7 protein-coding genes are annotated in these 15,337 nt (G+C 41.1%); 3 read left to right on the forward strand and 4 right to left on the reverse strand.

The genetic code is table 11. The annotated features are described in order from the left end of the window. Positions 1–48 precede the first annotated feature (48 nt). On the reverse strand, positions 49–1,656 hold the full coding sequence (locus HMAT_RS24145; RefSeq protein ID WP_233789561.1) for a beta-N-acetylhexosaminidase: 1,608 nt from the start codon (positions 1,654–1,656) through the stop codon (positions 49–51). A gap of 425 nt (positions 1,657–2,081) precedes the next feature. Between HMAT_RS24145 and HMAT_RS24150 the strand changes: the two genes are divergently transcribed. Together HMAT_RS24150 and HMAT_RS24155 are read left to right on the forward strand one after the other, a co-directional pair. Beyond that, the gene (locus tag HMAT_RS24150; RefSeq protein ID WP_104385389.1) at positions 2,082–4,316 is read left to right on the forward strand and encodes a glycoside hydrolase family 2 protein; all 2,235 of its coding nucleotides are present in this window, start codon (positions 2,082–2,084) and stop codon (positions 4,314–4,316) included. Between the two features lie 268 nt (positions 4,317–4,584). Beyond that, a complete protein-coding gene (locus HMAT_RS24155) occupies positions 4,585–4,863 on the forward strand; it encodes a DUF4342 domain-containing protein (protein ID WP_104385390.1) in 279 nt (92 codons plus the stop codon). 95 nt (positions 4,864–4,958) lie between these two features. Here the strand turns inward: HMAT_RS24155 and HMAT_RS24160 are convergent, their stop codons facing one another. The 3 genes from HMAT_RS24160 to HMAT_RS24170 form a co-directional block, all read right to left on the reverse strand. After that, the gene (locus HMAT_RS24160) at positions 4,959–6,728 is read right to left on the reverse strand and encodes a RagB/SusD family nutrient uptake outer membrane protein (protein WP_104385391.1); all 1,770 of its coding nucleotides are present in this window, start codon (positions 6,726–6,728) and stop codon (positions 4,959–4,961) included. 13 nt (positions 6,729–6,741) lie between these two features. After that, positions 6,742–10,041: a TonB-dependent receptor gene (locus HMAT_RS24165; RefSeq protein ID WP_104385392.1), complete on the reverse strand. Its 3,300-nt coding sequence runs from the start codon at positions 10,039–10,041 to the stop codon at positions 6,742–6,744. 352 nt (positions 10,042–10,393) lie between these two features. Then, entirely contained in the window at positions 10,394–12,406 is a 2,013-nt protein-coding gene (locus HMAT_RS24170; RefSeq protein WP_104385393.1) for a beta-N-acetylhexosaminidase, read from the reverse strand. 216 nt (positions 12,407–12,622) lie between these two features. Between HMAT_RS24170 and HMAT_RS24175 the strand changes: the two genes are divergently transcribed. Then, entirely contained in the window at positions 12,623–14,749 is a 2,127-nt protein-coding gene (locus HMAT_RS24175) for a hybrid sensor histidine kinase/response regulator (protein ID WP_104385394.1), read from the forward strand. The last annotated feature ends 588 nt before the right edge of the window (positions 14,750–15,337 follow it).

A 15,337-nucleotide genomic window follows, 5' to 3' on the forward strand; every position in this document is an offset into this window, starting at 1 on the left:
CTAAATCGGTGTATATTAACCGAGTATTATATATTGCTCCTCCGATCATCACTTTGGATTATCTATATATTGTTTTTTTGATTTCTTAATTACCGCGGGCTCTGAGTTACTGTCCTTAAATGGGTCAAAGTAATAAAGTCCCTGATCGCGATACAGGGGAAAATGCTTTTTCAATTTCTTCGTAAATTCATCAAAATTACGGCCTGCCCCGGGCACCCACGCTGCCTCCGCAAGCGCCGCTATTCTCGGAAACACAAGATAATCCAGACGATTGACATTGGTCACCGTTTCTGTCCAAAGGTTAGCCTGAATACCCAAAACCTGTTTTTTCCGTTTGCCCAAACTATCCAATTGACTTCCGGCAAAATTGTATACATCTTGCAACGGATTGAAGCCTTTCCCCCATTTACGACCATACTTATGATTCTCTTGTTGTACAAAGTCAAAATACATTGGCAGCCTCGGAGTTAATATAGTCTGATAGCCTTTATCCAAAATTTTGTTTAGCTGCTCCGGTTTATCATGACGCCACCACATCATGACTGTCTGATCCTTAGTCAGCTTTGCATCCACCATTTCGTCCCAAACAATGATCTTTCCGTTTATCCTAGCCACAGAATCAGCCATACGGCGAATAAAATACTCTTCAACTTCTTTGTTGGACTTTAGATCCAACGTCTGTTTCAATTCCTGAATTTTGGCATCATTATCCCAGGCATCGCTGCCAAAGGCGACCTCATCTCCTCCCAAATGAATATAGAGAGAGGGAAACAGCGATTTCACTTCACGCAAAACATTTGTCAAAAATGTATATGTTGTATTCTTCGCGGGGTGGAAAGTGAAATCGGGGTGCTTTTCGTTGCCTCCACCAGAGAGGAAAGGATAAGCCCGGTTCGCAGCTGTAGCATGCCCCGGCATATCAATTTCCGGAATGACCTCAATATTTCGTTCAGCAGCGTAATCAATGATCTCACTGATATCAGCCTGACTATAATACTGTACCGGAGCGTGAGGGTCGAGATAGTTGCCGATTCCCCCAACTTGGGTTAACCAGGGGTATTTTTGTATACTCAGGCGCCACGCCGGTTCATCTGTCAAATGCCAATGGAACTTATTCAACTTGTAAAAAGCCATCCAATCCAATAAAGATTTAACCTTCTCTTTACCGAAAAAATGGCGTGATTCATCGAGCATAAACCCGCGCCAGGCAAATTGCGGTTTGTCTTCGATCTCGACGGTGTTTAATCGAATCTGACCGCCATTATATTCAGCTGCAGAAAGCAGTTGGTCAACACTCGACACAGCATTGAGCATACCTCCCTGACCGGAAGCATAAATTTTTATGGATGTACCTTTAATTGATAGCTTATAAGCTTCTTCATCTAATTTATCATCTTTTATCAAACAGATATTCGCCGCATCCAACTGATCTGTGACACAACTGGTCAGCGCATATTTCGCTAATACAAGTCTTTGAAAATACTGTCTTCCGGACCCGAATACCGGATCAGCAAAGACGAGAAGTGTATTCTTTAATACAACCTGTTTATCTGAGACTTTCGCATACAGTGGCTTTGGAATAATGTCAACTTGCCCTTGAACATGTTGCATGACAAAAAAAGAGAAGCAGAAGAGAAAAAATCTATTTAAGTACATCAAATTTTTGGTTTAGTAAGTTCCAAAACAATATTCCAACATATTATCACCGTAAATACGGTTCGTCAAATTTAATCATCCACGGAAAACAAAAACAGGAAAGTACTTGAAATCTATCCATATTATATTTTCTAAGGTTTGTTTGTATTGGCATTTTGGTCTGATATCCAATGCAATTGTAAAGAAATTATTAAGTTATTACCCAAGGTTAAACCCACACAATCGTTTGCGCAATTCTCGAAAACGTTGTAGTGTACATCCTACAAACAAGACAATAAAGAAACAAATTAAACCTTAAGGGAAAAATAAATTACATAAAATAAATTTGTTTTCATTTTACCGTTTCTCAAAAAAGAAGCTAATTAGGCATTGTCTTTTTGTTGGTTATATTTGAAAACGAAACAAATACCCTAAGATAAAACCATATGATTAAAAGGATTTTTTATACGCTTTTCTTTATTGGGATAACTATTCTGAATCTACAAGCCAGAACAGTTGTTCCGTTCAACACAAACTGGTCGTTTAAAAAAGGTCCATTTTCTACCTCGGCATTAGATTATAACCAGACATTTGATGGAAAGTGGCAATTAGTCACACTGCCACATACCTGGAATGCGTCAGACATGCAGACAGCAGAGATCAAACCGGGCAGCCTTGGAAAGAACGAACGTTTTTATACTGGAGATGCCTATTACCGCAAAACATTTGTCCCCACTGTAGATTGGAAAGGTAAACGTGTTTTTATCCGATTTGAGGGTGTGAATACCAATACCGAAGTTTACTTAAATAATAAACCTCTTTCTGCCAAAGCAGGAAAAAATGATATTACCTACGATAACTCGCAACGAAATGGTAGCTACAATTTTGTCGGCAGACATCAGGGTGGCTATTCTGCTTTTGTCTTTGAACTAACTAATATGTTGCAATTGGGTGCAGAAAACGAGCTGTTGGTCAAGGTTAACAATGAAGCTAGCCCACAGGTCATCCCGGTCAACCACACCTTATTCCCCATGTACGGCGGTATTTATCGTCCTGTTGAACTTATTGTTACTGATGACATTCATGTTGCTGTGAATGACTTTGCTTCCCAGGGTATCTATATCACGCAGCAAAATGTTTCGAAGAAAGCTGCAGAAATAGCTTTAAAAATAAAAATTGACAACAAGTCCGGAAAAATACAACCGATCGAATTGCTAACGACCATTTTTGAAAAAGATGGCACAATAAAAGGAAAACAGCATACAGCTTATACTTTACCACCTCAAGGTCGGCAAATGCTATTACAGCAGATTGCGGTCAAAAATCCGCATTTATGGCAAGGATTGGACGATCCTTACCTTTACCGGGTTGTCACACAGATCAAAAAAGATGGTCATATCATTGACGAGGTGACGACACCTTTAGGCATACGCAAATTTGAATTGCGCACTGGTCAAGGTTTCTTCTTAAATGATATCAAGTATCCATTATATGGTGTATGTCGACATCAGGATCGTTGGGGCAAGGGCTCAGCCCTGAGCAACGCCGACCACGATGAAGATCTAGCGATCATCAAAGAGATGGGCGCCACTTCCATCCGTTTGGCACACTATCAACAGTCAGCATATTTCTATTCCAAATGCGATAGCATCGGGCTTGTTATCTGGGCCGAAATCCCATTTGTGAATCGCGTGACAACATTCGAAGACAACAACGCGCAACAACAGTTGAAAGAATTAATTCGACAAAATTTCAATCACCCTTCCATCTATATCTGGGGGATGCACAACGAAGTTTACTCGCCATCTGCCTACACGGTAGAACTCACGACCAAACTAAATGATCTCGCTAAATCTGAAGACCCAGATCGTTACACAGTGTCCGTAAGCGGGTACAATGTAATTGATCATCCGGTTAACAACAATGCAGATGTACAAGGAATTAACCATTATTTCGGCTGGTATAATGGTGAACTGGAAGACAAATCCGCAAAGGATGATGATGTCGCGACCTGGGCAAAACGCATCAGCCAAGAGTTCAAAGATTACAAGATCATCTTTTCTGAATACGGTGCCGAAGCAGTTCCAGAGGATCAGGCGGAAGAAGTAGGCAATTTCGGAAATCAATGGAGCAATCCATCATTTTTTCCAGAAGAATATGCGACAAAATTCCATGAAGTCCATTGGGGCGTCATCTCTAAAAGCCCTATTTTCCTTGGATCATACGTTTGGAACACCTTTGATTTTGCTACACCAATTACGGCATTGAATGTCAATCCCAGAAATTATAAAGGCTTGGTTTCCTTTGACAGAAAACTGAAGAAAGATGGCTTCTATTGGTACAAAGCCAACTGGAGCAAAGAACCTGTATTGTATATCACCCAACGCCGTATGATCAATCGTGGCAATGAAATTACCCCGGTAACCATCTATTCCAATAGAGGCGAACCAACACTACTGGTTAACGGAACTATTATAAAAGGTGTTAGAAAAGGGCAAACAGATGTGCATTACATCTTTGACAATGTCAAACTTACGAAGGGAGCAAACAAGATTGAAGCTCAGCTAACGCAAAAAGACGGAAAAGTATTGACGGATAGTATTCATTGGAACTATGACCCATCCTATAAGCAAGATGTATCAGGGCCAACCAAATCAAAAACCGAGCACGTGGGTCTCTGATATCAAAATTAAATAGACTGAAAAAGCACCACTCGTCCCTGTACGCGTGGTGCTTTTTTATATAAAAATAATTTTAGATTTATCATATCATCATTTTGAATCCACGTTTGTCCGGCTTCTCAGTACAACCCGACGACCACTGACCGACATAAGACATCTGTTTACCGAGATTCTTTCCTGATTAGCCTAATGGCTCTCCCCCCTACAGCAAATCTCCACTACCTTTGAGGTATCAAATAAGAAATAAAAACATTAAAAAATAAACATCATGGCAACTAAAACAACATTCAGCATCAACAGCAAAACGATTACAAAAGCTTTTCAAGATCTTTTTGACTCATTTAAAAATTCACGCTTAAAGGTTTCTTCTAAAAATGGACAGGAATATCTAAATATATCATTACTGCTGGCTGTGATCATCGGAGTCTTCTTACCCATAGCTTTTGTGGTCCTTATTATCCTTACTTTGGTTTGCAGCCTTCAACTAGCCATCTTACAAGAAGATAAACAGGAAGCAGAAAAACAAAAAATGATTGAATTAAAATAAGCTGTACTTGACATAATTTTCAACACGAACGGGATGCTTAGCAATGAGCATCCCGTTCTACCTTTATATATCTTATTTAAAGGTAGGAAAACACATTATTCCAACGTTGGATTAAATTCTCCGCCCCAATCTTTATTTTGCTTGATATTCGGATTCTTGTCGATCACCGATTGTGCGATCGGAAAGAAATAGTAGGTATCGGGCACCAGATTGATTTTATTTCCGGTACTAGGGACCTGTAATATCGTATACTTAAATTGATTTTCTTTCAATTGATACGTTTTGGCCTGATCTGCCGCCGCTTTTAGATCCATATCCGTTCCATTTGTATTTATTGCGATTGCTTCCACCCCCTGTTTGGTTTTATTGTTCAGTACCGCAAGCTTGCGCAATCTGCGTAAATCCCAAAAACGATGGCCTTCAAAACAGAATTCGATATTTCGTTCCGCTAATATAGCTTCCCGCATGTCGGTTCTATTACCCGCAGCAATACCATAATTATTATCTGCTCCGGGTTCGATGCCCGCTCGCATTCGGATCTGCTTCAAAAGCGACATTGCTGTGGCGAGATCACCCGTTTCATTTGCTGTTTCAGCATAATTCAATACCACCTCTGCATAGCGCATGAGTACAAAATCCACATCATACTGGGTTTCTACTTGCGTTTGTCGCAAAGAGAGTTTTGAGTTTTTCAGAATAAAGAATCCCGTATAACGATCCCTGTTCGAAGAAGTTGTGCCGGCTTTCGGATTTTCACCAAAATTGTCCAACGCATCCGCAATACCCAATGAAGTGTATTGCCTTTTACCAGTTTTACCGGAAACTTCGTAGATTTTTCCGTTCCATACAATAGATTTGTCAAAACGAGGATCACGATTTTCCCAGTATGTCTGTAAGAATTGTTCATCTGTTTTATGATATTTACCCGTCGGATCGGTATAGAGCTTGCCATCTTTCATCGGGAATTCTTTCACAAAATCCCATGTGGGTACAGCACTGGCGGTTCCACGGCTTTCAGACCCTGGCCGTACCCCATTATCCCAGTTAGCGACCTTGTTGGGATAGGAGTTGATTACTGCAAAGACCACTTCAGGCCCCTTTTCCACCAATGCAATATTGTAATAGTCAGCGGTCAGACTATAACCTTGAGCCTTCAACTGCTCATAAGCTTTTTTATTCACGGTGTTCGCTTCCGCCCAATAGGTATTGCCATAGGGGTTTGAAGGATTAAATTGTGGTGAAGCCTTGTACAATAATATTTTCGCTTTAAAAGCTAGGGCGAAATTACCATCAATACGCCCATAATCTGCAGCTCCCTTTCCAATTGTCATGGGCAGATAGGTCATCGCTTCATCCAGATCTTTTATCATTAAATCAAAGCATTCTTTGGTACTGTTGCGCGGAACTTTCAGTTCATCGTTTTCCAGATCCTGTGGTTTTGTGATGTAGGGTACCCCTCCATGATACTTAACCATATTGAAATACATGTAAGCACGCATGAAAAGAGCCTGACCCAAGATGGATTTCTTGGTTGCTTCATTTAATCCGGTACTTTCGGACACCTTCTGGATAGCGGTATTGATCTTGCGCATGGTGGTATAATCCCAGGCCTTATAAGCGGTATTATTAACGGTAACAGCATTCAAGGGGAAGTTAATACCGGCCAGCTGTTGTGAGTTATTATCAGCGCCGCTGTTCCAGTTGCCAAATAAGGTATATAAATTAGCCAGATAGGCATTGACGAGATTGGGGTCATTCCACACCTTATCTTCGTTCACCGAATTGAGATCCTCAATATCAAGCACATTTTTACAAGAAGCCGTTGTCAACAACAACGCAACTAAGGGATAAAATATCTTTTTCATCTTTAAAAATCAATTAAAATTTAACATCTAGGCCCAAGGTGAACGTTTTCATCACTGGATAAGAATCGTACATTTTCTGTTCCGGATCATGGAATTCCTTCATCGGTGAGAAAACAAATAGATTGGTACCATTTAAGAATATGTTGACACTCTTCATTTTGATTTTTTCCATCATGGCCTGTGGCAGCGTATACGAAATATTTAAATCCCGCAACCGCATATAAGCTCCATTGCGGATCCAGAATGTTGAAGAGGCAGCACCGGATTCCTGCCAGTTATAACCTACGGGACGCGGGTATTTGGCATCCGTATTTTCAGGTGTCCAGACATCTGAAGTCCATATCGGATAATAAGGCCTAAAGGTATCCCCATGTTGGCGCATCCCTGCCCCTTCCTGATTACTGATTACACGATCATAGGCCAAAACCCCCTGAAATAAGGCTGAGACATAGAAACCTTTCCAGCTGGCATTAAATCCAAATCCATAGTTAATGCGGGGCGTATTGTTCTCCGAAAGTAGCTGCATATCATTGTCATCGATAATACCATCAGGCTGGTCTGCATAGTTCTGTCCACGGATATCTTTATAAAGAATCATACCTGGATAAGGATCACGACCGTAGGTCTTAAAGCCTTTTGCTTTTAGGGCATCCGCCTCGGCTTGCGTACGAACTAACCCCGAAGCTTCTAAACCAACAATTCGATTTTCAGGACGTCCTACTTTCGATAAGAAATTTTGCTTTCCACCTACTGCATAAGACGGCTCTTCATCAAAAATATCCCAACGGTCTTTCGCATAGCCCATATTCGCATTCAGCCCATAAGAAACCTCCCCGATCCGGTCGCTCCAGTTAAATGAAATCTCTCCTCCCCGAAAGCTTCGGGCGGCATAGTTTTCCGGTGCCAGCGCACGTCCATAATTATCCGGCACCTTTATCCCTCTGGTTCCGAGGATATCGGTTTCCTTCCGGATAAATCCATCCAAGCTACCCGTTAGCTTATTCTGAACGAAACCAAAGTCGATCCCTACGTTATAGCTCTTTGATTTTGTCCAGGTCAGATTTGTTGTCGGATTATCCAGATAGGTTACCCCAGTGTAATAGCTATCCCCAAAAATATATCCAGGTACCGGGGTTCGGGTTCCCGTCCGTGAAGTGATGATCGAGCTATATTTTTCCATATACGAATAAGGTAATATCGAATTGCCGTCGACATCCACAAAGTTGCCCGAACTACCGTACGATGCCCGTAGTTTTAAATCACTGACCGTATTCTTGATGGAAGAAAAGAAATTTTCATCTGAGATGCGCCAGCCAAGAGACATCGACGGAAAAAATCCCCAACGCTTATCATTTGGAAACAAAGGCGAACCATCGTAACGAAAGGAGAATTCCGCAATATACTTATCGGCATAGTTATAGTTCGCCCGACCGATTACTCCGCGTCGCGCATCCATTAATTCAAAAGCATCTGTCGATCGCATGCTCCTGTCGGTTGGATAGATATACATCTGATCCAAAGGAATAATTGGATTTTCCGCCCGTGATGTGATGTTGGTGTTACCCGATTTGAACTGCTCATAAACCACCAGGCCATCCACCGTGTGTTTGCCAAACTTGCGGTTATAGTTTAAAAACCAATCCACCTGGTATTGCCATTTTCGCTGTGGATTGTAGTCCATAAATGGCTGGGCCTGACTGAAAGTAAATACGTTGGTCCTATCTTCTGAGGGCGGTGCAGGTATAAAACGGTTTCCATCCGGGTTCAGTGAGGTGAACGTATAATTCTTTTGGAAACTCATATAGCGCTTACGCATATAATCTTCCGCTACGTAACTTCCCACCAATTTTGTGGAAAGTCCTTCCAACAATTTATCCAATTTTAAATTAAGCGTCATAATCGGATTTACCTGGCGCACCTTGCGATCAATGTACCGGTCGCCGATCACCTGGTCAATCACATTCCAGGCCTGCCAGCTTCCCATGGGTGTCTGCACCGGATAAGCTGTCGGTGTATTGCTCGGTGTCCCGTCTGCAGTCAGATAAAAGGGATACATTTTAGGCCAGTTGAAAGTAACCCTATAAAAATCCGAAACATCAAAATCATCATCGTTGGACGAGGTACTAAACGGCCAGAAGAACCTATTTGAATTTGTCTGGTTGGCGGAGATATTAAAATCCATGCTAAACGCATCACTGATTTTAGCCGAAATATTGCTTCGTAGATTAAACTTTTCATGATCCAATGATTTATAAGATCCATTTTCCTTCCGATAGCTCAATAACGCATAGTAGGTAATCTTGTCGCCACCACCGTTAACCGCAATTGATTGTCGATGGCTAAAAGGGTTTCGCCAGATGACATCATTGGCATTGTAATTTTTGTCTTTAAAGTAGTCAAATTCGCGCTGTCCATTCGGAGCTACCCATGGCGTACTCTTGCTTCCCTGTTCCCAGCGGAATTGGGAAACCCTATTCTGGTAAGTCAATTCATCTGTAGCGGTAGTCAGGTTGGCCAATAAGGTCTGCGTGGGTGAGCTAAAGGAATAATTACTCTGCACATTGAATACCGGCGCTTGAGCCGTTCCTTTCTTTGTTGTCACCAGTACAACCCCATTACCGGCCCTGGTACCATACACAGCGGCAGTTCCAGCATCTTTTAAGAAACTCATTTGATCTACCTCATTCGCTTCCAGGGCATCAAAAGCCGCTTTGTCGCGTACCACACCATCAATAACATACAATGGTTCGACTGCAGCTCCCCGGATACGTAACGAAGAGGAAGCTCCGGCCATCCCTGAGGTATTGGTTACATTCACCCCAGCCGCCCTTCCCGCCAAGGTATTGGACAGATTAGACGGTGAAATGTTTTTCAGTTGTTCAGAATTTACAGCGGCCACAGCCCCAGTTAAATTCCCTTTTTTTTGCTTACCGTAGCCCACGATAACCACTTCTTCCAATGACTCCGAATTTCTCAGCATCGTTACGGCAATAGCTCCACTACCTACCGCGACTTCCTGCCGTGTATAGCCCTGATAGTTGATTACCAAAAAATCACCTTGTTTGGCACGGATGGAAAAGTTACCGTTAGCATCTGTCGAAGCTTGTACCGTACTGCCTTTTACGGTAATGGTAGCACCTGCGAGTGGATCGCCTTTCTCATTTTTTACTTTCCCTGAAATTTGCTGTTGATCGACATGAAAATAGTTCGATTTCAGGTTGCTCGCAAATAAATTTGGGGACGAGCACAAAAGACCAAGCCCCAAGAGACTTAATGGTCTGACTTTTCGGCAAAAAAGATAATTCTTTTTCATAATTAAGATGGAGGTTTAGATAATAGTTTACAAACAATTACTAAAGGTTTATTGGTATCACATCTTTTGTAAAAAAATCACAAAAGATTGTGGATTCTTACAGGAAATTAAACAAAAGATTCTGAAAATAAAAATGAAATTGAACAAAAGAAACTGGAAATCAATATGTTTTTAATGTTTTACAGAATTGTTATTAAAATAAATCACCAACTGCTTGATAAAACACTGCCCGAAGCTCAAATTTATTTAAACAACGAACATATTTTCGCGGGACTGAAGCATTCGCCTAAGGAGCAATAAAAAAGCAGCTACCAAGGCAGCTGCTTTTTATCCGATGGAGAAACGGATCGTATTATTTTTTATCAATCTTGTTGAAAGGAACACTCGGCGATAGATTAAATGTGAAATTTCCTTTCGAATCTACACCACCAGCTCCCCTTACCCGCGCTTTAATTTCGTATCTCGCATTTGGGTCATAGCTTTTAACCGTAAAATTGTAATAAAAAGGTTTAATCTTATTTGTCCCCCTAAACTTATCCGCAAGCGCATGATGGTCATCCTCATCGACAATACGGCCATCCCGTAGCAATTGGACACCATCGATCTCCAAAAAGTTCTTACCGTCCACAAAGAAAAAACCAGCTTGTGCCCGGCCGTTATCATAGATCTTTTTGGTCACATCAAAGCTAATCGTCGTATACTCCTCCTGAATATCCTGACTTGACCAAGTACCGGCAATATAACCGCCGGTATGGTAATAGTCAATCCGCATAGCATCTAAACGCGGCAGATTTGCATCCAGTCTACGACAAAATTCCGCATAATCCTTGTTTGACTTGGAAGCCCAACCGATTTCAGCAACAGCAAGTAACCGTGGAAAATTCTGCACGTTCATATCCTTAATATCCTGGGCGATGGCAGACCACATATTTCCCTGTACCCCCAATACCAATTGATCTTCTGCCGGCGTCAGTCCGTTTGACGGGTCAAAATCATACACCCTTTTTATGGAATTAATCTGAGGATAGGCCAGGTCAGTCATTGTACCATCATTCCGGTCCGCCTGTGTAATATCAAAATACAGATGTGAGGCCGGTGTTGCCACAGCTTTAAATCCTTCTTTGGTCGCTTCCTTTATCGCTTCTTCACCTAACCAGCTCATAATAGCTGTATTTTTGGGAAGATTCTTGGCATCTGCTAAGATATCATTCCATCCGATAGGCTTCTTTCCTTTCTGAACAATGATAGCCGATACCCGCTGTACGAAATAGCTCTGCAATGCTTTGACATCCGCGATTTGATGCTGTTTCATGAAATCCTTTACATGAAGTTCTTTTTCCCAAAGATCATGACGGACCTCATCTCCACCGAAATGAATGTAGCTACCGGGGAATAGGCCGGCAATCTCCGTAAACACATCATCTAAAAATTGGTACGTCAACTCTTTTGTCGGATCCAGCGTATTGGGTGTAAATTGATTGCCCCAATAGCCCCAGGAGGATACAAAAGGAAAGATATGATTTGGATAAGAATTCTTGTTCACGCCCAATTCTGGATAGGCTAATATTGTTGGCCAGGAGTGGCCTGGCACATCAATTTCAGGAACGATTGTAATCTTACGTGCCTTGGCATATTGCACGACTTCCTTTATTTCCTCCTGTGTGTAAAAACCACTGCGTTCCGCAGGCTGCTTTTCGGTACGATGGAAGACAGTCGCATTCTCCGCGGTTAACTTTGGATATTTCTTTATTTCAATACGCCAGCCCTGATCGTCTGTGAGATGCCAGTGAAAGACATTCATTTTGTACAGGGCCATTACATCCAGATACTTCTTTACCGTGTTTACATCATAGAATGTACGGCTTACATCCTTCATATAACCCCGCCAATGGTATCGCGGATAATCTTTGATATCTATGGCGGGGATAATCCAAATAGACGGATCAACAGCACCGCTGCTCTCTTCAATAGCTGGAGAAAAGAGCTGTCGCAGGGATTGTGAAGCATTGAAAAGACCATCCGCTGTCCTAGCGCTCACCAATACTTTTTTGGTCGACACATGCAAGCGATACCCTTCATCATTGGGCACGTCCAACTTTTTATCCAAAACAAACTCAATTGTATTGTCCGACTGATTTTTTATCGTGATCGGATAATGACTTGCCTGTCGCAATTGCTTGACAAATAGATCCACATCGTTAACGCCACAATTTTTAAAACTTATGGTGGTTTGTTTATCTAATTGAAACGCACCTTCTCCATAAGTTATTTCCTGTGGCTTTGGAATAATATTCACATGAGATTGCGCATGGCCTGCTTGCCAGGTAATCAACGACAGTATTGCCGAAATAATGATCTTTTTCATCAGATTACAATTTGTACTTAGGTTTTCCCCTGTAAAATAGAAAATAAAAATTGTACTATGGGTGTGTTCTTTTCAATCAAACGATTGTGTAAGTTTTTCAAAATGTAGCGATTAATTGACAACGTTACACAGCGGCTTTCATTTATAAGTCTTAAATTTGAGTTCCATACCAAACATAGAGGCTGTAATTAATTTATTGGTTGAAAGAGTAACGACGTGAAAAATAATAGAAAAATATTTATTTTCAGGACAGTTTTAATTGCTTTCCTGATTCTTTCTCTGGTGTATATCGGCTCGATATTCACCTATCAATATATTGAATATCAAAAAACAGAAGCCCGTCTAAATAAAGCTTACGGTTCAAAAAATCAATTGACCAATTTATTTTACGAGCTTTTTGCGTCTTACAATGACGCCGGTAATGCGTTTCGCTCTTATACGGTAGATTTCAGTACTGAAAATTTAGCAAACTATACGAAAAAACTCGATAGCCTCCGTTTTTATATAGACTCACTCTCGACCCTTTCTTCCAAAAAGGGAATTTCTTTTTCGACCAATACACCTTTAGAGCAGAACATCCATCTCTCCGACGAATTCGCACGTATTAAGAAATCTGTTGATAACATGATTTTCCTGGCAAAAGATTCCCTTTCTCTTTTAACTAAAACCAGTCATACATTGCGTCCGACCAGCAGCCGGATAGATGCGGATTCAGTCGTCAGTAAAATACTGCGAGATACGGCCTTAAATGTCAGCAAAAAAGATACAATTGTCAGAAAAAAAGAAAAACTCTTCACCCGTATTTTCAAAGCAAAAAACGACACTTTAGTTGCTGACAAACTTGAACAGCGATTTAATGTCAATCAGATCAAAGCCATCCACAGCCAGATCCAAACCTTGATTGAGCAGAATGAATCGTTTTATAAACAAGATTTCAGCAAAATTCGTCGTTCTTTCCTCGAACTTCAAGCGAAGGAAAGACAACTCCTGCAATCGAATTATGCACTTTTTAGCACGATCAGCACTGCTTTGCTCAAAATAAAAACACATGAAGATGAGTCTTTACGCTCCGCCGAAATACAGGATTTCACCTTGTACAAGAAAAATTCTGCCATATTTGGGAAGCAGGTTATTGCATCAATCATCCTAATGATTATTATGGTGACCCTAATTCTGTCCTACCATTACAATACCATCATTTACGAGCGTAAAATCACCGCTGCGAGAGATTATGCATTACGTACAGCCAAGGAAAAAACAGATATATTGGCTAATGTGAGTCATGATGTACGGACACCCGTCAATTCACTTGTTAGCGTTATAGACTTATTAAAAAACAATACATCTAATAACCGCATTAATCCAGCAATATTAGATTCCATTAGCCAGGACATCCACGTTATAAACGATACTGTTGAAGACATCCTCAATCTTGGCAAATTGGAATCGGGAATGCTAGAAATTAAGGAAGAATATTTTTCACCGGCCAACCTCCTTGTCAATCTGATAAAAATGCAGCAAGCCCAAGCCGATAAAAAAGGTCTTCAGCTCGTCAGTCATATTGACATTGACCGGAATATTTTAATCAAGAGCGGGGCATATCGTTTGCGCCAGATCGTATCCAATCTCCTGAGTAATGCAATTAAGTATACCGATAGGGGCCAGATAGAGATAAAGGCATTTATCAGCCCCGAAGCAGTGAAAACCCTGCATATACAAGTAATAGACAGCGGAAAAGGCATTTCGGCTAAAGATCAGGAACATATATTTGAACAATATTATATGTCTGACCTGAAGTCCAAAAACAGCTTTGGATTGGGATTACATATTTCCAAGCTTATGGCTGAACAGCTCAATGGGACCTTAAACGTAAAAAGTAAGCAGGGAAAGGGATCAACATTTACTTTGATCGTCCCCATTACTGATGAAAAGAAAAGTACGAATCAAGTTTCTACCCAGGACAATCTATCAGAAAATTTACGCTTTGTGGTTGTTGATGACAATGCAATCAATAATTTATTTGTTAAACAAGCCTTGCAAAGTTTTAAAAATGTACAGGTTTTTCAGGATCCTCAGCATGCGATAGACTATCTGCAAAATCATGCAAGTGATATTGTGATCACTGACCTTAGGATGAGCGGTCCGAGTGGTTGGGACATACTGAATGCCGTTAAAGAAAACAATACTGCGCTAGGATTAAATAGTAAAGTCATTGCATTGACATCAGACCTGTCACAGGTGAACACACAAGTGCCTGAGGCACAGATGTATCATTTCGATGGTGTTATGGTCAAGCCTTTTAGTTTGTCAAATCTTGTGCAAATTTTAGCAACCATGTCCTAGATCCTATTAGGGAATATTGTACACTGGTCATTACATTCCAGTAGCATCAACTATTTTAGAGAAATCAAGCTGTATTGGCTTAATCAGCTATTAAAGGGCGACAGCGAGCCTGCGCCCTAGACCATATACCCATCAGTCGATTCCTGAATTTTTGTCAAGATTCCTATTATTATATTTCACGTAGCTGAGCGCCATGTTTCCAGATACCGATTTCATCCTATTCTGCCCTCTTATGCCATTTCTCTGATCTGGTATCATTATCTCTACAATAACCGATAGCCTCCAAACTTTTTGGTTCCTCCTATTTTCTTTTGCATCCGACAGAAGCAAATATTTTCTAGCCATATTTTTCGCACCACACATAAATACAGCACTCTCATAAACAAGGTGTTAACGTTGGATAACCTTCAATCGGACAAGCTTTCCTAACAGCCAGATGTGTTCCAGACCTGTTATGGATCTGATCATAACTCAGTCCTTTGGAGCAATGTTAAGCTAGCGGATTTCTAGGCCTCTGTTCCGGGCCGGTATCCCCGGACTTCCCCCGGAGCCGATAGCCCTGTTGAACCAGAAGCCCTGTAAAAAGCA

This window comes from Sphingobacterium sp. HMA12, from assembly GCF_002933815.1.
GTDB lineage: Bacteria > Bacteroidota > Bacteroidia > Sphingobacteriales > Sphingobacteriaceae > Sphingobacterium.